At 34.3% G+C, this 22,787-nt stretch carries 17 protein-coding genes, 1 tRNA gene and 1 pseudogene; 7 read left to right on the top strand and 12 right to left on the bottom strand.

The window, feature by feature from the left end; translation table 11 throughout:
- Positions 1-254: 254 nt before the first annotated feature.
- From ACEN2K_RS12485 to ACEN2K_RS12470, 4 genes are all read right to left on the bottom strand, one after another.
- The gene (locus tag ACEN2K_RS12485) at positions 255-2,039 is read right to left on the bottom strand and encodes a chloride channel protein (protein WP_441759660.1); all 1,785 of its coding nucleotides are present in this window, start codon (positions 2,037-2,039) and stop codon (positions 255-257) included.
- A gap of 243 nt (positions 2,040-2,282) precedes the next feature.
- Positions 2,283-3,968, bottom strand: a complete 1,686-nt coding sequence (gene ggt, locus ACEN2K_RS12480; RefSeq protein ID WP_441759659.1) for a gamma-glutamyltransferase — start codon at positions 3,966-3,968, stop codon at positions 2,283-2,285.
- A gap of 46 nt (positions 3,969-4,014) precedes the next feature.
- Positions 4,015-5,700 (bottom strand): gamma-glutamyltransferase, encoded by a 1,686-nt coding sequence (ggt, locus tag ACEN2K_RS12475; protein WP_441759658.1) that lies wholly within the window; start codon positions 5,698-5,700, stop codon positions 4,015-4,017.
- Between the two features lie 36 nt (positions 5,701-5,736).
- Positions 5,737-6,327, bottom strand: a complete 591-nt coding sequence (locus ACEN2K_RS12470; RefSeq protein ID WP_441759657.1) for an ACP phosphodiesterase — start codon at positions 6,325-6,327, stop codon at positions 5,737-5,739.
- 96 nt (positions 6,328-6,423) lie between these two features.
- Here ACEN2K_RS12470 and glmM point away from each other — a divergent pair, with 96 nt between their 5' ends.
- Positions 6,424-7,824: a phosphoglucosamine mutase gene (gene glmM, locus ACEN2K_RS12465; protein WP_441759656.1), complete on the top strand. Its 1,401-nt coding sequence runs from the start codon at positions 6,424-6,426 to the stop codon at positions 7,822-7,824.
- A gap of 86 nt (positions 7,825-7,910) precedes the next feature.
- Here the strand turns inward: glmM and ACEN2K_RS12460 are convergent, their stop codons facing one another.
- The 3 genes from ACEN2K_RS12460 to ACEN2K_RS12450 form a co-directional block, all read right to left on the bottom strand.
- Complete coding sequence (locus ACEN2K_RS12460) at positions 7,911-10,439, bottom strand: TonB-dependent receptor (RefSeq protein ID WP_441759655.1); 2,529 nt, start codon at positions 10,437-10,439, stop codon at positions 7,911-7,913.
- On the bottom strand, positions 10,426-11,340 hold the full coding sequence (locus tag ACEN2K_RS12455) for a FecR family protein (RefSeq protein WP_441759654.1): 915 nt from the start codon (positions 11,338-11,340) through the stop codon (positions 10,426-10,428). The genes ACEN2K_RS12460 and ACEN2K_RS12455 overlap by 14 nt, the downstream gene beginning before the upstream one ends.
- A gap of 62 nt (positions 11,341-11,402) precedes the next feature.
- Positions 11,403-11,918, bottom strand: a complete 516-nt coding sequence (locus ACEN2K_RS12450) for an RNA polymerase sigma factor (protein ID WP_441759653.1) — start codon at positions 11,916-11,918, stop codon at positions 11,403-11,405.
- A 437-nt stretch (positions 11,919-12,355) separates the two neighbouring features.
- On the opposite strand from ACEN2K_RS12450, the gene ACEN2K_RS12445 reads away from it, so the two are divergent.
- From ACEN2K_RS12445 to ACEN2K_RS12435, 3 genes are all read left to right on the top strand, one after another.
- Positions 12,356-13,399 carry a hypothetical protein gene (locus ACEN2K_RS12445; RefSeq protein ID WP_441759652.1) on the top strand — a complete coding sequence of 348 codons (1,044 nt, stop codon included), beginning with the start codon at positions 12,356-12,358 and terminating at the stop codon, positions 13,397-13,399.
- 73 nt (positions 13,400-13,472) lie between these two features.
- Positions 13,473-14,249 carry a membrane metalloprotease gene (locus ACEN2K_RS12440; protein WP_441759651.1) on the top strand — a complete coding sequence of 259 codons (777 nt, stop codon included), beginning with the start codon at positions 13,473-13,475 and terminating at the stop codon, positions 14,247-14,249.
- Between the two features lie 24 nt (positions 14,250-14,273).
- Positions 14,274-14,852, top strand: coding sequence for a porin family protein (locus tag ACEN2K_RS12435; protein ID WP_441759650.1), 579 nt, complete (start codon positions 14,274-14,276; stop codon positions 14,850-14,852).
- Between the two features lie 97 nt (positions 14,853-14,949).
- Here ACEN2K_RS12435 and ACEN2K_RS12430 read toward each other — a convergent pair whose 3' ends face one another.
- On the bottom strand, positions 14,950-15,993 hold the full coding sequence (locus ACEN2K_RS12430) for an alkaline phosphatase D family protein (RefSeq protein WP_441759649.1): 1,044 nt from the start codon (positions 15,991-15,993) through the stop codon (positions 14,950-14,952).
- Between the two features lie 199 nt (positions 15,994-16,192).
- Here ACEN2K_RS12430 and ACEN2K_RS12425 point away from each other — a divergent pair, with 199 nt between their 5' ends.
- Positions 16,193-17,668, top strand: coding sequence for an aminotransferase class V-fold PLP-dependent enzyme (locus tag ACEN2K_RS12425; protein WP_441759648.1), 1,476 nt, complete (start codon positions 16,193-16,195; stop codon positions 17,666-17,668).
- 134 nt (positions 17,669-17,802) lie between these two features.
- Here ACEN2K_RS12425 and ACEN2K_RS12420 read toward each other — a convergent pair whose 3' ends face one another.
- Together ACEN2K_RS12420 and ACEN2K_RS12415 are read right to left on the bottom strand one after the other, a co-directional pair.
- Positions 17,803-19,368, bottom strand: a complete 1,566-nt coding sequence (locus ACEN2K_RS12420; RefSeq protein ID WP_441759647.1) for a protein adenylyltransferase SelO — start codon at positions 19,366-19,368, stop codon at positions 17,803-17,805.
- Between the two features lie 78 nt (positions 19,369-19,446).
- Positions 19,447-20,316 carry a lysophospholipid acyltransferase family protein gene (locus ACEN2K_RS12415; protein WP_441759646.1) on the bottom strand — a complete coding sequence of 290 codons (870 nt, stop codon included), beginning with the start codon at positions 20,314-20,316 and terminating at the stop codon, positions 19,447-19,449.
- A 113-nt stretch (positions 20,317-20,429) separates the two neighbouring features.
- Here ACEN2K_RS12415 and ACEN2K_RS12410 point away from each other — a divergent pair, with 113 nt between their 5' ends.
- Positions 20,430-21,068, top strand: coding sequence for a rhomboid family intramembrane serine protease (locus ACEN2K_RS12410; RefSeq protein WP_441759645.1), 639 nt, complete (start codon positions 20,430-20,432; stop codon positions 21,066-21,068).
- Between the two features lie 61 nt (positions 21,069-21,129).
- Positions 21,130-21,819 carry an SIMPL domain-containing protein gene (locus ACEN2K_RS12405; protein ID WP_441759644.1) on the top strand — a complete coding sequence of 230 codons (690 nt, stop codon included), beginning with the start codon at positions 21,130-21,132 and terminating at the stop codon, positions 21,817-21,819.
- A gap of 308 nt (positions 21,820-22,127) precedes the next feature.
- On the opposite strand, the gene ACEN2K_RS12400 is transcribed toward ACEN2K_RS12405, so the two are convergent.
- Positions 22,128-22,212: transfer RNA gene (locus tag ACEN2K_RS12400), tRNA-Tyr, on the bottom strand.
- Between the two features lie 177 nt (positions 22,213-22,389).
- Positions 22,390-22,776, bottom strand: a pseudogene (locus ACEN2K_RS12395) (TlpA family protein disulfide reductase); the annotation flags it as partial.
- Positions 22,777-22,787 lie beyond the last annotated feature (11 nt).

Genomic DNA, 22,787 nt, shown 5'->3' with positions numbered 1-22,787 from the left:
AACTTTATGTTAAAATCAATAGTTTATAAATTACTTTAATATGCTTTTAAAGCAGAAACCGAACTATTTAGAATAAAGTTTCCTCCCGCTTTTCGTTTCAATCATATAAGGCAAAACACTTGCCTTATATGGATTTTTACTGCAATCGGGGCTATTTATAACACTTTGATCTTTTAATTACGACTGAGGTTTGCGCAAAAAAAAACGCTAACAAAGTAGGTAGCGTTTAGTTTATTGTATCAGAATATGAAAATCTATTCTATGGTCATGGATTTCAATTTAGTTCTATACGCTTCAAGAGCAACCGATTTAGAAATAAATCCAAAATACTTTTCGTCTTTTATAACCGGTAGAAAAGCAACTTTAGATCGTTCAAACTTATTCATAACTGTCTCCATACTATTAAACGGATAAATTACCTCAGTGGGTTCAGCCATAATATCTTTCACCATGGTGTATTTTACACGATAGGTGTTAAAAATTATTTCTCTAATGTTATTAAAATGGACGATTCCTAATAGATGTTTGTCTTTATCCACAACTGCAAAGATTACTTGGTTAGAATGTGAAATTAAATCCACTAGTTTTTCTAGGTTTTCGTCTGGTGATAAGGTTAGATAATCTGTTTGAATAATAGAGTTGGTGTCTAATGTAGAAAGTACATTTGTATCTTTATTACTGGTAAAGGCATGTCCTTTTTGAGCCAAATCTTTTACATCCATAGAATGTTTTTCAAAACGTTTTGAAATGGCAAAACTAATTGAGGCCACAATCATCAATGGTAACATTAAGCTGTAACCACCTGTAATCTCAGCTATCAAGAAAATAGCTGTTAATGGAGCGTGGAATAAACCACTTAAAATCCCAGCCATTCCCACCATCGTAAAATTACTAACCGGTAAATGAGTCAATCCTGTAAGATTAATTAATTTCGAAAAAACAAAACCTACATACGAACCTACAAATAGGGAAGGGGCAAAATTTCCTCCATTTCCTCCAGCTCCAAGTGTAATTCCTGTTGCAAAAACTTTAAGCATCATCGTTAATCCTACAAAAGCGATTAATACCCAGTTATTGTCACTAAAACTACTAAATAAAGTATTCTCTAAAATTTTTCCAGGGTCATTGTCAGACAGTACTTTAATACTTTCATAACCTTCCCCAAAAAGCGTAGGAAAAATAAAAATAAGCACTGCCAGTAAAGAAGCTCCTAATAACGCTTTTTTATAAGGGTTTAGTTTTAAGTGGTGGAAGAAATGCTCAGTTCGTTGAAAATTTCGAGTATAGTAAATAGATAGAAACCCCGTTATAACTCCTAATAAAATGTAAAACGGAATCTTGTGGTAGTCAAAAACTTGTTGTTGTTTGAAATTTAATAATATCGTTTCATCTAACGTAATTACAGAAACTAACGCTCCAGTTGCGGCAGCAATCATAATCGGTGTAAATGCAGATATACTCACATCGACTAAAAGAAACTCAATAGCAAACAATACTCCGGCTATTGGCGCATTAAAGGCGGCAGCGATTCCTGCAGCAACTCCACACCCTATTAAGAGAGTTCTGTCCTTGTAACTTAATTTATATTTTTGAGCATAATTAGAACCAAACGCTGCTCCAGTAACCACAATAGGGCTCTCTAAACCAGCTGAACCTCCTAAACCTACGGTAAGGGAACTGGTGAAAATTTGGGCATACATTTGTTTTTTGGGGATAATACTGGCTTTTTTTGCAACAGCATATAAAATCTGAGAAGTTCCCTTTTCTATCGACCCTCCTAGAAACCGTTTAACGACAATAACCGTTAGGATTAGACCTGCAATAGGTAAAATACTGTTTATAAAACTTAATTTTAAAATTCCGTTGATGTAAGTAGCAAAAGAGAAAACCCAGTGCGCAAAAGTTTTTAAAACGATTACTGCAAACGCTGAAGTGATACCGACTAAAATACTGGATAAGAAAATAAATTGCTTTTCTGTAAGTATGGATTGAGACCACGCAATTATACTTTCTAGTTTAGAAATATATTTTTTAAACATTTATTTTTTTTTGAAAGTGCTAAATTACTATTATTTTATGCACTACATAAATTTTTAAGGGCTTCTTTTCGGCTTATAAGCTTTAAGTTATTAACCACCGTGCATTGTTCGACTACTTTTGGTTTGGTTGTTGTTAGCTAGTAGCTTTATTCACTTAAATTGTGACTATAAATTGACAACACTTAGTATCATTTTATTTTTTCTTCGAAAACAAAAATGTATTGACAGCAATCGCACTATATATTAAAATCCTACCGCTTTATCATCTCCTCTAAAATCAGCACCGCCCTCTAATTTTTTATTTGGTAGTACTAATATCGCATCTACTTTACCAATTACTGGTGTGGTTTTTTCATTGATGAGGTAACCTTTTGCTTTTAAATCGTCAAAAGTAGTAGGGCTAAAAGCTTTAGGTTCAAAAGTAATCAAGTCAGGCAACCACTGATGGTGAAAACGTGGTGCATTTACTGCTTCTTGCATGTTTAAATTGTATTCGTAAACATTTAAAATAGTTTGTAATACTGAGGTAATTATGGTTGAACCACCTGGGGATCCTACTACCATAAATAATTTTCCTTTTTTCTCTACAATTGTAGGTGTCATCGAACTAAGCATTCTTTTACCAGGAGCGATACTATTAGCTTCATTGCCTACTAAACCAAACATATTAGGAACACCAGGTTTTGCACTAAAATCGTCCATTTCATTGTTCAAAAAGAATCCCAGTTCATCACAATAGAATTTTGAACCGTAACCTGCATTTAACGTAGTTGTAGCTGAAACTGCGTTTCCAAATGGATCAACTATCGAATAATGAGTAGTTTCCATACTTTCATTGTAACTAATATTACCTTGTTTAACGTCTGATGATAATGTGGCTTTATCCCAATTAAAGTTGGCCATTCGGTCTTTTAAGTAAATAGGATTCAGTAAACTTTTTAAAGGAATTTTTACAAAATCTGGATCGCCTAGAAAATAACTTCTGTCAGCGTAGGCTCTTCGTTCGGCTTCAACAATTAATTGAATCGCTTTTGAGGAATTGTGTCCCATTGCAGCCAGATTAAAAGGTTCAATCATATTGAATATTTGTGCTAAACATATGCCACCACTACTTGGTGGAGCCATCGAAATAATATTCAAATCTTTGTATTGGAAAGTTAAAGGCGTACGCCATTTAGCTTCATAGCCTGCTAAATCTTCCATGCTTATAATAGCACCTTTACTTTGAAGGTATTGAACTAAAATTCTTGCTGATTCTCCTTTATAAAATTCGTCACGACCATTCTTTGCAATTCGCTTCAATGTAGCTGCCAGTGCTGGGTATTTGATCGTATCTTTTTCTTTATATACAGCAGATAACACACTGTTTTCTCCATTGATCTTGATGAGCTCAGCACGATAATCATTTAATCTTTCTTGCTGTTTATGAGTAACTACCACACCTTTTTCTGCTAGTTCTATCACTGGTTTAAGGATTTCCGCTATAGGTAATGAACCTAATTTTTTATGGACTGCAAAAACACCTGCGACAGTTCCAGGCACTCCTATCGCCAATGCAGTTTTAGTACTTTTCCCCGGAATCACATCGCCTTGTTCATCTAGGTACATATCCTTTGTTGCTGCTAATGGAGCTTTTTCTCGGTAGTCTAAAGTTCCTATTTCCCCATTTGATTTTCTGTAAACCATGAAACCGCCACCTCCTAAGTTACCTGCATAAGGATAGGCTACAGCCAATGCTAATTCTGTTGCGACCATGGCATCAAAGGCATTTCCCCCTTTTTTCATGATATCAACACCTATTTTAGAAGCTTCTCCACGGGCAGAAACTACCATTGCTTGGTTTACAGTCAGTCCTTTAGCTTGAACACTGCTGTTATGCGTTTTGCATCCAAGTACAATTGCACATGCCAGAATAATTATTTTTTTCATTACCGAGAGTATTTACTATTTTATTAAAATTAAAAGCGTGCTGTATCTAGTAGCCTACAGCCGTATTATCTCCTCTTTTGTCAGCCCCACCTTCTAATTGTCCGTTGGGAAGTTTTAGTATGGCATCTACTTGGCCTATTATTTCTTTGTTTTTTTCATTAATGATATAACCTTTATTTTTCAGATTATTTAATAGTTCTTTATTAAATGCATGGGGTTCGATAGTGATTTCGTCAGGCAACCATTGATGATGAAATCTAGGGGCATCAACGGCCTCTTGCATAGGCATCCTAAATTCATACACATTTAAAATCGTTTGTAAGACAGAGGTGATAATCGTGGAACCACCCGGAGTTCCCACTACCATAAATAGTTTTCCGTTTCTTTCGACTATCGTAGGAGTCATAGAACTTAACATTCTTTTTTCCGGAGCAATGCTGTTTGCTTCGGTTCCAGTAAGACCGTAGAGATTAGGAATTCCAGGTTTAGCACTAAAGTCATCCATTTGATTGTTTAAAAAGAAACCCAACTCATCACAATAAATTTTAGAACCATAATTATCGTTTAAGGTTGTAGTAACAGAAACTGCATTGCCTTCGGCGTCCACAATAGAGTAGTGGGTAGTTTGCTTGCTTTCATGACCTGAAATTTCACCTTCCGCAATAGCAGATGATTTTGTGGCTTTATCAAAAGAAAAATTGCTCATTCTGTTTTTTAGATAGACAGAGTCAACCAATTCTTTTACAGGGAGTATTACAAAGTCAGGATCACCTAAAAAGAAATTCCGATCTGCATAGGCTCTTCTTTCAGCTTCAGTAATAAGCTGAATTGCTTTTTCACTATTGTGCCCCATTGTTGACAGATCAAAAGGCTCTATCATTTTCATAATTTGGTTCAAACAAATACCACCACTACTAGGAGGAGACATTGATGTTATCTTTAAGTCTTTGTATTTAAAAGTAATGGGGTTCCGCCATTTTGCATGGTATTTATTCAAATCTTCCATTGTCATATTCCCGCCTTTTTTAGTAAGAAATGCAACCAGCTTTTTAGCCGTTTCTCCTTTATAAAATTCGTCACTCCCATTAACAGCAATTCTTTTTAGCGTTTCCGCCAAAGCTGGGTATTTAATTGTATCTCCAGTTGTATATTTTTTAGAAAATAAACTGTTCTGACCATTTGTTTTTAAAAAGGCGCTTCGATAATCAGCTAAGCTTTTTGACTGATGTTCAGTTACTACGACTCCTCTCTCTGCCAAAGCGATTACCGGAGCAAGTATGTCAGCTATAGCTAAGGAACCATATTTTTTATGTACTTCAAATATTCCTGCAATAGTACCGGGAATTCCAATTGCAAATGCCGTCGCAGTACTTTTACCAGGTATAACATTTCCTTCGTTATCCAAATACATATTTTTGGTAGCGGCCAAAGGCGCTTTTTCGCGATAATCAATTGCACCTGTTTCCCCGTTTGCTTTTCTAAAAACCATAAACCCACCACCACCTATATTTCCCGCTTGTGGATAGGCTACAGCTAGTGCTAACTCAGTTGCAACCATTGCGTCAAAGGCATTCCCGCCTTTTTTTAAAATGGCCACACCTATTGAAGATGCTTCTTCCCTTGCAGAAACTACCATAGCCTTATCAGTAACTAATCCTGTTGGAGTTATTATCTTTTCATTTGATTTACAACCAAGCATGGCAATAAATAGTAAGGGAATGATTTTCTTCATGGTTTGGTTTTTTGTTACAAATAGTAGTTTAGATAGTTAGACTGTAATCAATTGTATTTTTTCTTGAGCATGCTCTCTAAGTTCCTCAAAGAATAAAGTAAATTCCTTTTCAAACTCTATATAAAATTCTTCAAGTTCCTCAGTAGCAAAACGCATGTTGGATTTGTTTTTTGTCCTACTATCCATTTGAGTTAAAATCTGTTTGATTCCTTCTATACGTTGGTAACTTAAAAGCCAATTTTGCTTTATCATATAAGGCATGAGCCCCACTGTTCTCTCCGTTAGTAATGTGGTATGTGTATGTAGTGACTGGTAAAATCGTTCAATGTATTCTCCCAAGTCCTCAGAAGAATAAGTACTCCAATTTTTAGCTAAATAATGATCATAAAAAACATCGACAATCACTCCAGCATAATGATGGTACCGTGCATGTAGTTTTTTTGTGCTTTGTCTAAATATAGGATGGGCATCTGTAAACGTATCGATTGCGCGATGCAGTACTATCCCTTTTTGGATATCGGTGGGAAAGGATTCAAAATGTTTCCCCCGAATGCCATCGGCCATAAAATTGCCTATTTTTATTAAGTCATTATCTCCAGATAGATATATGTGTGCTAAAAAGTTCATTCGCCTAAATTATGAATTCTAAATGACTTTTTTAAAATGGCAATTATTATATTTGTCGAAATTATACAAGATAAATCAAAACTTAAATAAAGAAGAATGACTTTAATAAAATCAATATCTGGAATTCGTGGAACTATAGGTGGTAAGGTAGGAGATAATCTTACTCCGGTAGATGCTGTAAAATTTGCTTCGGCTTATGGAACTTGGTTGAAAAATAGTGTGAAGTCTGGTACAATTGATCAAAAATTAAAAGTTGTTGTGGGTCGCGATGCACGTATATCAGGACCTATGATTCATAACTTAGTAGTGAATACACTTGTAGGTTTAGGTATCGACGTGATTAACTTAGGCTTGTCTACGACTCCTACAGTAGAAATTGCTGTACCCTTAGAAAAAGCAGATGGCGGAATTATTCTTACTGCTTCTCACAACCCAAAACAGTGGAATGCACTTAAATTGTTAAATGATAAAGGGGAATTCTTAAACGGTATTGAAGGAGAAAAAATACTGGTCATTGCAGAAGATGAAGCCTTTGACTTCTCTGACGTTGATAGTTTAGGCGAAATTACAGAGAATGACGCTTATATGGATATACACATTGACGAGGTGCTGAATCTGCCATTAGTGGATATTGAAGCAGTAAAAGCGGCAAAATTTAAAGTAGTAGTAGACGGAGTGAATTCTTCGGGTGGAATTATTATTCCGAAGTTATTAGAATTGATGGGCGTAGAAGTCGTGAAATTATACTGTGAACCAAACGGTCATTTTCCACACAATCCAGAACCATTAAAAGAACACCTTACTGATATTTCTGAACTAGTAGTGAAGGAAGGCGCTGATTTAGGAGTAGTTGTTGACCCTGATGTTGACCGCTTGGCGTTTATTTGTGAAGATGGAGAAATGTTTGGTGAAGAGTACACGCTGGTGGCTTGTGCTGATTATGTTCTAAGTAAAACTCCGGGAAACACGGTATCTAATATGTCATCGTCTCGAGCATTGCGCGATGTGACCAACAAGCATAAGGGAAGCTATGAAGCTTCTGCAGTAGGAGAAGTGAATGTAGTTGATTTAATGAAGAAAAATAAGGCGATCATTGGTGGAGAAGGAAATGGCGGAATCATTTATCCTGAGTCGCATTATGGTCGTGACAGTTTAGTGGGTGTAGCTTTGTTTTTAACGCATTTGGCTAACAAAAAAATGACAGTTTCAGCATTGCGCGCTTCGTATCCTGAATATTACATGAGTAAAAACAAAATTGAATTAACTCCTCAAATCGATGTTGATGCAATTCTTGTAGCCATGACTGATAAATATAAAAATGAAGATATCACTACAATTGATGGTGTGAAAATTGATTTTGCTACCGAATGGGTACACCTTAGAAAATCAAATACAGAACCGATTATTCGTATTTATACTGAGGCACCTTCGCAACAGCAAGCAGATACCTTAGCGTTGAGAATTATTGATGAAATTAAAGCAGTAGCTGGAATTTAATTCTCTATTTCCTACATAAAACAGTAACCCCTTTCTACAAGATTATAGAAAGGGGTTTGTTTTTTTAAAAATCTCCGTGATTTATTTTAAAAACGAACTCTAAAACTGATGTTAGGAGTCATCCCTAGTGATTTATTATCTACTTTAATCGTTTTATTTGTGTCATTAGGGTCCACTTTATAATAACGATTAATCACATTATCTTCGTTAGTAGTGTTAATTACGCCCGCCCGTAATGTTGCTTTAAAAGTACTATCAAATTTAAAATCATAGCTTAAGGAAGCATCTAATCGCATAAAATCCTCCAAGTTTTTACTGTTTGGGGCATCATAATTAACTAAAGTACTATTGCCGTTTTGGACAGTTTCATTGCCTTCAACTGGAATGGTGTAAGGCTGGCCACTGCGCCAAATACCCCCAATGGATACTTTTACATTGTCAATAATATCGTAATTAAATCCAACAGAAGCAGAGTGTCTAATGTCAACATTATTAGGAAATATGGAAGGCGTAAAACTGTCAAACTCGTAGTTATTAATACTAAAAGTATAACTTATCCATGTACTGTATTTTCCAGATGTTTTATTAGCCAAGAATTCAATTCCTTTAGCTGTATAATTTCCATGAGCATTGGTGAATTGAAAGTTATTATAAAAGCCTTGATTTGACGCTGTAATACCCTCGACAATTTTGTAAAAAGTTGTTGCATCAACAGAGAGTTTGTCTTTTTTGTATTCGATTCCAAATGAAGCTTGTTGACTCTTAGCAATAGGAATGTCATCATTGTTTACTAAAACCCAGCGTCTTTTTTCAACTCCTAAAAAATCATCTTCAAAATCGATTATTTGGGTAGTCGTTTGATTTTTAAATTCTCCTTCGAGCTTTAAAGCAATAACGTTTGAAATTTGCTGGCGAATATTTATGCGGGGTTCCAACAGTACTTTATCGAATTTCTGAAAATAGTTCACACGCATCCCAAGTCTAAAATAGGTTTTATGATGATTGTATTCTCCTTCTGCAAAAATAGCATGATTGCGTAGCACATCTTTCTTTGTACTAGAATATCTTGGATTACTTACTGTGGTCTGGTTGAGCATACCGGTTTCCGTAAATTGGTATCCGCCTAAAAGATCAAAAGTGGAGCTAACTTTATAATGAGAATTGAATTTTAATCCCGTTTCTAAAACTTCATTGGCTTCGGTTAATCGTTGATCTGTCTCAAAACGATAATCAGAAGCGTCAATATTGTATTTAGATAAGTAGCTGTTGACATCAGTTTCAAATCGATTGCTCCATTTTGCTTTCCAACTTCCTCCATATCCGTTATTCTTTTGCGAAAGCGAACTCACTTTTGATTCTGAATTGCTTCCACTAGAACTGTATTCAGCATAATCTAAAGCATTATTGATACCAATCATGGTGGCTCTAAATTGATGTTTATCATTTAAATCAAAAAGCAATTTGGCAGTGTAATCATAAAAGTAAAAATCAGAACTAGTATTTATAGCTTGACGATTACTGTTAATCTCTGTGTCTTGGAAACTGCGACTAAAATAGTTACTAAAAGTAGGTGTGTCAATCAAGTCTGTAATAGAGCGACGTCCAGAAATATCTAATTCTAAATTCTTAGCCAGTGGAATTTCTAGATTAACATCGGCACTAATTAAATTAATGCCTGCACCGCCAGTGAGCGCATTACTAACATCATTATTTGTACTCATATTTATAGTGCTGGAAACTCCATCGCTGTAAGCAGCACTCGTTCCGTTTTTACTAACTATTACTTTAGTGGTTAAATTAGGATTGTATGCCGAAATTAATCCAAAGAAATGTCCTGAATGGTACATCTTTATATTATCCCAAAGCATTAAATTTTGATCATTTGTTCCCCCACGAACATTAATGTTGGCAATACTTTCATTAGTGCTTTCTATGCCAGGTAAAGCTTGAATGGATTGTAAAACATCAGGGTCAATTAAACCAGGCAGAATACCAAATTTCTTTGTGTTTAAAACGGTACTACCATCCAAATATTTTTGTAAACCTGTCGTTAAATAAGTAGTGATTAAAACCTGATTTAGTTCTTCATTACTAGCATTTAAAATAATCTTTTTACAATTATTATCTGCTGAAAAAAGCTCATTTGCTGTGAATTGTTTATCCTCAAAACCTAAATAAGAAATATTGATAGTCGCATTTAGGGGAACATTTTCGATTCTAAAAGTACCGTTGCTAGAAGTAATGGTCCCAATGGAATTGCTTAAAATGCGAACACTTGCTCCAGTGAGTTTTTGCATCGAATTTTCACTTACTACGGTTCCACAAACTGTAAAAGTTTTATTCAGTACTGAAACAGTTACGTACCGATTGTCTAATGTTTTAAAATTCAGTAGTACTTTTGAATTCAAATAATCAAGTGTTTGTGATAGACTTAATGTTTTCTTAGGTGGTTCAATTTTTAGCGTAGAGACATCTTCTACCGCATAAGAAAACTTTACATTAAACTCTTTTTCAATGGTAGTTATGATTTGGGTTAGGGGCAATTTAGTTGTTTGGCTGTAGCCAAAGTAACTCCAACATAAAAAAAAGGAAATCAAATATCTATTTATCACCATAGTTGTAGAATGTTATGTTTTTTCCATCAATTCTATAACTTAATTGTAGTGGAATAGTTACTGATTCTAAAGCTATTGATTGATTCTTATGGGTAAAACTTCCGGTAAATAATTTAGTAGTATCTACATTTTCTGTCTTGATTTTTATATCATAATAGAGTTGCAGTTCCGCAATTACCTGCTTTAAAGGAACACGATCAAAATAGGATTCATGCTGTAACCAAGAGGGTCCGTCTGTATTAAATTCCTCTATTTTTTCCACTTTATTATTGACAACTCTAAATGTATTTCCTGGAGGTAACTTTACCGTTTTATTATTATAGCTTACACTTACTAAGCCTTCATAACAACTTACTTCATAATAGTTGTCACGTTGTTTAACATTAAAATGAGTACCTAAAACTTGTACTAATCCATCAGTAGTTTTTACAGCAAATGTCTGTCCCTTTTTAACTTGAAAGTAGGCTTCACCTTCTAGTTTTACATCCCTGTTTTTACTCCATTTTTTCTTGTTAAAAGTTATCTTTGAACCTGCATTTAATAAAACTTCTGACTGATCAGGAAGATTAAAGTTTTTGGTTTGTGCTATTTGAGTCTCAAAAGTGGTGATGCTATTGTAAAATAAAAAATATGCTGAGGTGAGAACGACAGCAATTGCAGCAGCCACTTTAAAAAAGCTTTTAAAATTTAAAGGAATAACTTTGGTTTCCTTCTTTGTTAAATTTCGTCTTTTAAAAGCGTTTAGCGCCTCTTGCGCATTCACTTCTGGAGCTTGCATGTGTGAGGCATAATGTGCAATTTTTTCTATTGTTTCAAAACCTTCAGATTTTTTTAAATCCTCAATCTCTTGAATAGAAAGCTCGCCATTGAGCCATTTTATTATTTCTCTTTCGTCTTTCATCTTTTATGCATTATAGTAGTAAGACAACTGCATCCTAAATTACCCTACTCGCTATCAATTATTTATAAGTTTTCTATTTGCGCTTTTAAAACTTTTAAGGCCGCAGACATTCTTTTTTCTACTGCTTTTTGTGAAATATCAAGCAATTCTGCTATTTCACGGTATTTTTTACCATCGATGCGATTCAATAAAAACACCTCACGCTGTGCCTCACTTAGAGATGCTATGGCATTTTGAAGTTTATTTTTAAATTCCTCTTCTTCTAACAAGTACTCCGGACTTTGGTTTGTCGTATCGTGATTAGGAGTTTCTTTGGCATAAGCCATCACTACCTTTTTATGCTTGATTGTATTTAGAAATAAATTATTTACTGTAGTAAGCAAGTAGGTTTTTACTTTAGTAAATTCAATTTGGGAGCAATGTTCCCAAATTTTAGCAAATGCATCCTGAACCAGATCTAAAGCAGCATCACGATCTCCACATTTGTAGTAAGCAAAGTTTGTTGCTGTCTGTACGTTTTTTAAATAAACATCATTAAAGTAAAGCTCTTCACAAAGACTTTTATTTTCATCGCTCATAATTGTACACATTCTTTTAGGGATGGTAAAAGTAAATTATTTTTTGTAATTAAATCATACCAATGAAATGCAGTGAGCATATTAAGAGCTTGCCTGATTCATTTTCTAAAAAAATAAATAATTGTGAAATATAATAACGCTACTGGGTATGTTGGGAGTTAATAAATTGATTATAAGTCCTTTTACTGCGATGCTGCAGTTGCGTTGATGAACTACAGTTAAAAATTCTACAAAATCTAGTGATAATCCTATAAGGATAGGCCTTTGTCTTTACTCTAATTTTGCCTGCAGCTAAGGCAATCAAAGTCATCTAAAATATATTTTATTATTTTTTCAAAAAAAGGGTAGGGTAAAATTAGGATGGATTGTCTTACTAACAGAAAGGCGTTTAAATCGCCATTAATCGGAAAACATTAAAAACATAAAAATTTAAAAAGATGAACAGATTTAAATCAATTACAGGACTTGCGATGATCGCATTATTAGGATTCACATCATGCCAAAGCGAAGTGGATGAAGTAGATGGGCAAAACCCAAATACCAACGCAGCAAACTCTACAACTACTACCAATTTTAAGCGTACTGCTATGTACGATGGTTCTTTTGATGATTTTATAGATGGTGCTTCTTGTTCATCAATCATGTTACCAGCAAAAGCAACTGTTAATGGTATTCAGGTTAATTTATTAACTCAATTAGACTACCAACAAGTAATTACTATTTTAGGTAAGTATAATAATGATCAAGATTCAGTTACGCTTCAATTTCCTTTAAAAGTAAAAACGAGCAACTATACCGAAGTAACAGTTAATAACCAAGCAGAATATAATGCAATTGTTAACGCTTGTACTACAGCACAATCATCAGGACAAAATGCAATTTCTGCTGTAAAAATTAACTTCCCGATGACTGTTTTAACATACAATACTAGTTTACAACAAACAGGTAGTGTTGCAATTACATCTCAACAACAATTATATGCGTATATGTCTAACATAAGCAGTTCAGAATTGTATTCCGTTAAATATCCAATTTCTGTGACTCTTATTGACGGTACAAAAACAACTGTATCTAGTGATGCAGAGTTTCAGTCAACTATCAACGCTTCCCTTAAAACTGAGGCAACGATGGCAGAAGCAGCTCAAAATGCTAAAAAAGTAGAAGCAGCTTTAGTAAATGGGGCATTTAAAGTACAAACTTATTTGAACGCAGGTGTAGATACAGCAAATAATTACAAAGATTTTACAATAGATTTTGCTAACGATATGTCTATTAAAGTTTTAACTGCTTTAACTACTGCTGCTACAGGAACTTATGCAGTAACTTCTCAAACAGATGTATTTGTGAATTTGAACTTTACAGGGAACTCTTCATTTTCATTGTTAAACAATAAATGGAAAGTAACTAGCTTCAGTGCGACTTCTATTACTTTACAAAGTACTACAAACGCAGCTGTTACTGTAGTGTTGAAACAAATATAATGTAAACCCTAAGGTTTGCTATACTAACAGCTTTCATTTAGAGAAAGCTGTTAGTTAAATTAAAAAAATAAAGATGAAAAAAATAATTGCTTTACTCACTGTAGTATTACTTACAATAACTTCTTGTTCAAAAGAAGATGATAACAGTAATTTAAGTTCAAATGGTTTTGTAGTCACAAATAATCAAAAAGCAACAGGAAGTTCATCGAGAGATATACTTTCAGACCAGAAATTTAAAAGTATGGTCATTGAGTTAGTATACGTTCAAGGCTATGAGCCTACTACAGCTGCAGTAAATAATTTTGTTTCATTTTTAGAATCTAGAATTAATAAGTCAGCAGGAATTACGGTAGTTAAAAGAGGAATTGCTTCACCGGCCAAAGATACTTTTACAAATCAAGAAATTGCTGCAATTGAAGATGCTAATAGGACTAAATACAATACTGCAAACCAAATTGCGGTATGGGCTTTCTTCGCAGATGGTGCTTCGGCAAGTAATGCAGGAAATAGTGTTGTTTTAGGAACGGCTTATAGAAACACCTCTTTTGTGATTTACGAGAAGACGATTCAAGGATTGAGCAGCAGCCCTTTTCAACCAAGTAGAAGCTTGCTTGAAACTACAGTTATGTCTCATGAATTTGGTCACATCCTCGGCTTGACTAATTTAGGTGCGCCTTTACAAAGTAATCATGAAGATGCAGAGCATGCTAAGCATTGTAATGTAGATACATGTTTGATGTATTGGTCAGCTGAAACAAGTGGCGGTATCGCAAATATGGTTTCTGGAGGTGCAGTGCCTAAACTCGATGCGCAATGTATTGCTGATCTTAGAGCAAATGGTGGAAAATAAATTAAAAAATTAAAATTGAAAAAGATGAAAACGAAATTTTTAACATTAGCTTTATTTTTTGGTATCGTATCAACAATAAATGCACAAAGTACAACTCGCGAATCTAACGTGGGTATTAAAGGAGGATATAACTTAGCAGCTGTTAGTTTTGATGGCGACGGAGAAACAGGTCAGCGTCATGGATTTCATGTTGGTGTATATGGTGAATCCTTTTTAAGTGATAGTTTTTCTATCCAGCCAGAATTAATGTACAGTCAACAAGGTTATGAGATTACTAATGGCAATGGGACATTTACGCAGAAACTGAATTATATTAATTTACCAGTAATGCTTAAAGCATATCCAGCTAAGAACTTCTTTTTAGAGGCTGGTCCACAAATCGGTTTAGCTATTTCTCATAAAGAAGAATATGATGGCTTATTTAGCAGCACTGCAGAATATGATCCTAACAGTTTTGATTGGGGTGTAAATTTTGGAGGAGGAATTAAAACCGACTCAGGTGTTAGTTTTGGAATACGTTACCACTTAGGTTTAGGAGACTTATACGAAGATGACAAAGCTCAAAACAGAGTATGGCAATTCTCAGTAGGATTTGATTTTTAAGAAGCCTACAGCTTATATATGGAAACCCTTTCAAATTTATATTTGAAAGGGTTTTGCTTTTATGTATATGAGATGAATGTAAATATTAAATTTACCTTTATTTGTTGTAATTCTGGGTAAAGCTTCCCAGCAATCTATTTTCTTTTCCACGAATTTCCATTAAGACACTGTTGTTTTCGAAGTCAAATTTCAGAATTCCGAAATTAAGTTCTCTTACCACATTGCCTTCCAAATAAGGATTGGGTTCACCCGAAAAGCCAGTATAAGTGTGCGTAAGTCCACTTGAGGTAAAGTCGACTAGCGGATACGATAATCCAGGGATTGTTTTGGTAGAAAATAGAGCGATATGGCGATCACCAGATAATAGGAAAGTACCTTTAGCTTTACTTGAAATAATTAAATTTTCTAATCTTTCAACTTCATGGGGAAAATTGCCCCAACATTCAAAACCATGCTGATTAGATAAAAACTGAACACTACTAACGATTACGTTAAATTGTGCTTTTGAAGAGTTTAATTCATTTTCTAACCATTTCCATTGCGTCTCACCTAAAAGGGTTCCTTCTCCGTACTTATTGGGTTGAAACCTTTTTTCTGGATCAGTAGACTTGGTCAATGAAGTTCTAAAATAACGACTATCTAAAACGATAACTTTAATTTGATTACTACCTACTAAGAAATTTCTAGAATTATACACTCCATCACGTTTTCTCTCAGGAGCATTTTTGGGAGTATTCAAGAAATTAAATAGATATTTTTGGCTTTCTTTTTTGAATTTATAATCGGTACCGCCATCATTTTGGCCGTAATCATGATCATCCCATGTGCCTAATACGGTTTTGTTTTGTATAAAGTTTAAATAGGAAGTATCCTGTTTTTGTTTCTCAAAATTAGCTTTCAAAACAGTCATGTCTTCTGTGTCCGAATATACATTGTCACCTCCCCATATCCATACCGAAGGGGAGTTAGCGTCAATCGCTTCCCAGAGTTCATTTTTTATTTCTTGATTATCACAGGACCCAAAAGCAATAGTAAAATAATCCGATTTATTATTAATAGTGTAAACAGTGTTTGAACTTGTAGATTTGGTTTTGCAACCAATGAAAAGGAAAACGATAACTAAAATCAGAATTTTTTTCATGTGAATTATAGTATTGAAGTGTAAATTAATTTTGGGTGCCAAATTAACAAATGTTTTTATTTGAGAAATCAACAATAGGTCAAATTTAGATTAAGTTATTTCATTATTCTTTTAATTCCGTCTGGAATTTATGAATAGTTCCATTTTTAAGAGATGAAATTTCAGTATATTTGACCTCAAAATTAGGATTTAAATGGCCATGTCACCCACAAATTTAGAGCAGTATTTTCAACAGTTTCGCGAGAACATTATAGGGATTGATCAGGAATTTGTTTCACCTTATGGAAAACAGAAGATTATTTATACAGATTGGACTGCTAGCGGTCGGTTGTATCGTCCTATCGAAGAAAAATTGATGAATGAATTTGGCCCTTTTGTAGCTAATACTCATACTGAGACTACTGTTTCTGGTACAGCCATGACCAAAGCTTACCATCAAGCAAGACATATTATTAAAAATCATGTCAACGCAAACAGCGATGATGTATTGATTATTGATGGTACCGGAATGACTGGAGTGGTCAATAAATTTCAGCGAATTCTGGGGCTAAAAGTTCCTGAGAATTTAAAAGATTTTATTACAATTCCTGCTGATAAAAAACCAATTGTTTTTATATCTCATATGGAGCATCATTCTAATCAAACTACTTGGCTAGAAACCATTGCAGATGTTGAGGTGATACCATCAGATGATGAAGGATTATTAAGTATTGAAAATTTAGAAATTTTATTAGAGAAATATAAAGATAGAAGTTTTAAAATCGCTTCTATTACTTCTTGTTCTAATGTAACAGGAATCAGAACGCAGTACCACGACGTTGCTAAATTGATGCATCAGCATAACGGTCTTTGTTTTGTAGATTTTGCTTGTTCTGGGCCTTATGTCACTATAGACATGCATCCAGAAGATCCAGAAAGCTACTTAGATGCCATTTTCTTTTCGCCTCACAAATTCCTGGGCGGACCTGGAACTCCAGGCATATTGGTTTTTAATAAAAAATTATATCAAAATCTAGTTCCTGATAATCCAGGAGGAGGAACCGTTTCATGGACCAATCCTTGGGGCGAACATAAATTCATAGATAATATTGAAGATAGAGAAGATGGCGGTACACCAGGGTTTTTACAAGTGATTAAGACTGCTTTGGTCATTCAGTTGAAAGAAAAAATGGGGGTCGAAAATATTATGAACCGTGAACATGAAATTGTTGACTATGTATTTAAAACTTTAGGATCTATTTCGAATATTCATATACTGGCCTCGCAGCATCAAGATAGGTTAGGGGTTATTTCTTTTTACATTGATGATTTGCATTTTAATATGGGAGTAAAGTTGTTAAACGACAAATTTGGAATTCAAACGCGCGGTGGCTGTAGTTGTGCGGGAACGTATGGGCATTTTTTACTGCATGTAGACCAAGAAACCTCTCATAAATTAGTAGACGAAATATCGTTAGGAGATCTAATTAGAAAACCAGGATGGATTAGAATGTCTATACACCAAACTACGACAAGCGAAGAGATAAACTACGTATGTAATAGTATCAAAGAGTTAGCTAAAAATCATGCGATTTGGTCTAAAGACTACGAATACAATAAGCATACAAATGAATTTATTCATGTGGATGCTAGGCCGCTTGAAGATGAATTGGTAAAGAATTGGTTTTCAGTATAGCTAAATGATCGATTATAAAAAAAAATCCCTTTAATTTTTTTAGAGGGATTTTTTATTTATACTATGCTTAGTTGCTTTTAAAACATAAATACTTTAGATCTATTAGTAAGGCTCAAATACTTAGTACAATGGTATTACGAACTACAAGAAAGCATTGAGCTTCCTATTTTCTCTCTTGCCCAGTCAGGTCTTTTGCTAAACCATTGCTCCTTTTCAACTTGTTCCTCGTAAGGTCTTTTAAGCAGTTCGTGTAGTTCGCTAATTAAGGAGTAATCTTCTTTTTCGGCCGCTTCAATCGCTAACTGTGCCATATAATTGCGCAGTACATACTTAGGGTTTACTGTATTCATCAAAATTTTACGTTCACTGTCAGTAAAAGTTTCTTGTTTTAAGCGATTCAGGTATTGAGTGAACCAGTACAACCAAGTATTAGTAACATCTTCAATACAATCATCAGCTTTATAAAATGCATCTTTAATAACTTCTAATGCTTCTTCAACAGAATGCTGTTTACTTACTTGGCTCATTTTTCTAAAGAAAATAGTCATATCGGTTTCAATCAATTGTAAATTTTCGACTAAGAGATGGATGAGTTGCTTGTCATTTTCTTCCCTTAATTGTAAACCAATTTTAGCGCGCATCATTTTTAGATAATCCTCTTCATAGGCTATTTGAAAGTCATTTAAGATCGCTTCTAAGGGAGCTGCTTCTTCAATTAAAGGATATAAGGCATTAGCTAATTGATATAAGTTCCAAAGGGCTATTTGGGGTTGATTCCCAAAACGATACCTGCGGTTTTCACGGTCAGTTGTGTTAGGAGTCCAGTCTGGATTGTAATCCTCTAACCAACCATAAGGACCGTAATCTATGGTTAAGCCTAGAATAGACATGTTATCTGTGTTCATAACTCCGTGAACAAAACCTACTCTTTGCCAGTGCACGATCATTTCACGGGTTTTTACGGCCACTTCGGTGAAAAACTGAATATAACTTTCTTTATTAGTACCTGCAATGGTAGGGAAATGGTATTTAATAGTAAAGTCGGTTAGATCTTTTAGTGTTTTAAAGTCATTTTGGGATGAAAACAATTCAAAATTACCAAACCTAATAAAAGAGGGCGCTACTCTACAAACAACTGCACCTTTTTCATATTCAGGATTTCCATCATACATTACATCTCGTAAAACTTCATCACCAGTGAGAATCAAAGAAAGTGATCTAGTAGTAGGAACTCCAAGATGAAACATAGCCTCACTACAGAGATGTTCACGAATAGAAGAGCGTAAAACGGCTAATCCATCTGCCCGTCTAGAATAGGGCGTTATACCTGCTCCTTTAAGTTGTAGCGTATAATTTTGCTGCTGATGTTCGATCTCTGTTAATATAATTGCTCTACCGTCTCCTAACTGTCCAGCCCAATTACCAAATTGATGACCTGCATAACTCATCGAGTAGGGGCGTGTGTCAGGTAAAATGGTCTTTCCGGAAAAAATATTTGTAAAACCTACAGATTCAGCTTCTTCAGACGTAATACCAATTAGCTTAGCTGTTTCGTTAGAAAAATGAATTAATTTTGGATTGGACGGTGTTCGGGGAGTTACATAGGAAAAGCATGCGTTATGAACTTGGCGTATTGTATTCGTTTCATTTACATCTGCCGGCAATTCGACACTAAACCTATTATTGATTTTTAAGTTCATTTTATTGGGTGTTAGAATCAAAATTAACGAAATAAATTGGGAACACTAGTTAATTAAAACTAAAATTGAGAGAACTAATTACCTTCTGTGCTTCCATCTTTTATGTGTCCAAAAATAATATTCGGGCGCTTCATGAATTTGTTTCTCCACTTCTTGAATGAAAGTATGGGTAATTCCAAAATCAGGAATAGTGTTTGGTTCTGTTGTAATAGGAATTAAAGTGGCTTCATAGTAGCCTCTTTTTAATTTTCTTACTTTGGCAAAAACTACATTTAAATCATATTTTTTAGCCAGCATTTCAGCTCCTGTATGTACTGGAACTTCGACACCCATAAAAGAATCCCAATGAAAAATGCGATCATGTTTAGGAGACTGGTCACTTGCTAAACCATAAATCGATAGGATTCCTTCTTTTTGATTATTTGCAATTAAGGGGATGGTGTCCCGAGTCGCTACTAATTTAGTATTGTATTTTGAACGAATATCCCTAATCAATTTATCAAAATATTTATTAGCTATTTTTTTATAAACTCCAACACCTTGATATGATATTTTCTGGTTCATGGTAATTAACCATTCCCAGCTAGCATAATGAGACGCTAGCAGCATAATGCTTCTGCCTTCTTTTTCATATTCTTTAATCAACTCAATATTTGTGATAACAAACCTTTTATTCATTTCTTTAGATGAAATGGTCATGGTTTTTATCATTTCCATAAACATATCGCAAAGGTGTTGGTACGATTTTTTTTCAATTATTAAACGTTCTTGTTCATTGAGATGAGGAAGGGCTAAAGCTAGGTTAGCTCTAACCACTTTTTTCCTGTAGCCAATAATATAGTAGACTAAAAAATAGATAATATCAGATAAAAAGTAAAAAATGCGAAATGGGAGTATAGACACAAACCAAAGAAATGGATAAGCGATGATGAAAATTAGAAATTGCATGCAGAATTTTTCTTGCAAAGATAAGCCAAAAATGAATATCCGTATAATTTTAATGTTAGACTAATCGGGTCTAGGAGAATCACTATATTTACATTTCACAATAAATAGACTATATGAATACCATTTTGATTGCAATCATTGTTGCAAATGTACTTTTCAGCTACAAAGGCTTTAATGATATTACTTTTTTTAGAAAATATGAATTTCACATGGGTAGTGTGCGTGCAGGAGAGCAAATAAGATTATTTTCATCGGGATTTCTTCATGCGGATATTGCACACTTAGCCTTTAATATGCTAACGCTCTATTTTTTTGCTCCAGTGGTCTTAGGTTATTTGGGTAGTTTTTCTTTCTTAATCATTTATTTTGGGAGTCTATTATTTGGAAGCTTACTTACGATTGTTTTTCATAAAGATGACTACAGTTATAGAGCGGTTGGTGCTTCTGGTGCGGTCACAGGAATCTTATATTCGGCTATATTGTTACAGCCCAACATGATGTTAGGCTTGTTTTTTATTTTACCCATACCCGCATATCTATTCGGAATTTTGTATTTATTATATTCCATTTATGGGATGAAAGCTAAAAATGATAATATTGGACATACAGCACATTTTGGAGGTGCGATAGGGGGGTACATTATTACTTTGGTCTCTAATCCTCATTTATTAGTTGATCATACTTTGATGGTTGTATTATTAACTATTCCAATCGTGTTACTTTTTGTTATGGCTAAGATGGGCAAGTTATAATGGCATGGCTTTTGAAAGAATAGTAATACTAATTTATGAACAATTTAAAAATAAAACGAATATGAAAAAAGCAGTACTATTGCTATCGATGATGTTTATGACTTTATCGTATGCACAAGAAATCAAGCAAGTTCCTCAAATAAATGTTACAGGTGAAGCTAAGATAAAAGTAGTTCCAGATCAGGCGACTATCAGTGCTACGGTGGAAACTAAAGGGAACAATGCTAAGGAGGTTAAAAAACAAAACGATCAGCAAGTAGAAGCAGTTCTAAAACTGATTAAAAAAATGAATTTAGCTCCTGCTGACTATAGAACACAGCGTGTTTCTTTAAATCCTCAGTACGATTATGAAAAAAAGAAAACATCGTACAATGCTACACAAACTATTGAAATAATAGTAAGAGACTTATCTATGTATGATGAATTGATGGATGGTTTAGTTAGTCAGGGTATCAATAGAATTGACAATGTAGTTTTTCAATCCTCAAATCTAGCGAAACACGAGTCTGACGCTAGAAAGTTAGCGATGAAAAACGCTAAGTTAAAAGCAGAAGATTATGTGTCTGTTTTAGGACAAAAAGTAGGACGTGCCATGACTATTAATGACAATACACAAACATACCACCCACAGCCAGTATATGCAAGGATGAAGACAATGGAAATGAGTGATACTGCTATGCCAAGAGAAACTCTTGCAGCTGGAGAAATCGAAATTACCGCAAACGTTACTGTAAGTTTCATTTTAGAGTAGTTTAAAATTCATTCTAAAAAATACTAAATACCCGCATTTTCTAAATTGGAAAATGCGGGTATTTTTTTGTATCATTCTAGAATACTAAATGCCTACGGTTTAAAGTAATTTGCAAGCGTCTTAAAGAGTATTAATATGCGATTTTATGAAAAGAAGCATTAAATGTAAGAAGGTGAGAGTATAGCCATAGAATGCCTCAGTATTAAAGATAATTTTTGCTGAGATCGTTCATCCAAGGAATCATCTAGGACTTTAGTTTTATCTTGAGGAGAAGCATAAAAAAAACGCTTCAATTACTTGAAGCGTTTTGGTGGGGAGAGTAGGATTCGAACCTACGAAGACGTAGTCAGCAGATTTACAGTCTGCCCTCGTTGGCCGCTTGAGTATCTCCCCCAGGCCTTTGATAACAACGTTTGTTGTTGTTGTTAGCGGTGGCAAATATAGGAACACTTTTCGTTTCTACAAACTAATTTTGCACTTAATTTTAGATTATTTTTTAACCTATTGGTATTGAATAAAATAAAAAAATCTCCACTAGGGAGATTTTTTTATTCTTCGTAAATTTTTACATTATTTAGCTAAAAGTTCTAAGATTTTAGCTCTTAATTCTTCTCCTCTTAAATCTCTTGCAACAATTTTACCTGAAGCATCAAGAATAAAAGTAGCAGGAATAGCTTCTACTTTATATTGCGCTGCAATAGGTTCATCCCAAAATTTTAGATTAGAAACTTGGTTCCAAGTTAACTTGTCTTTTGCGATAGCTTCTTTCCACTTAGCAGCATCTTTATCAAGAGAAACACCGATGATGTTTAAACCTTTTGAATGCAATTCTTTGTATAAGGCCACTACATTCGGGTTCTCCTTTCTACAAGGAGCACACCATGATGCCCAGAAATCTACTATTGTAACTTTTCCTAAACTTTCTTTAAGAGAAATAACTTTTCCTTGCGGGTTAGGCGCAGAAAAAT

Source organism: Flavobacterium sp. W21_SRS_FM3 (assembly GCF_052113625.1).
Classification (GTDB): domain Bacteria; phylum Bacteroidota; class Bacteroidia; order Flavobacteriales; family Flavobacteriaceae; genus Flavobacterium.
The sequence above is the reverse complement of the archived record's forward strand: the minus strand, read 5'-3'. Positions and strand labels throughout refer to the sequence as shown.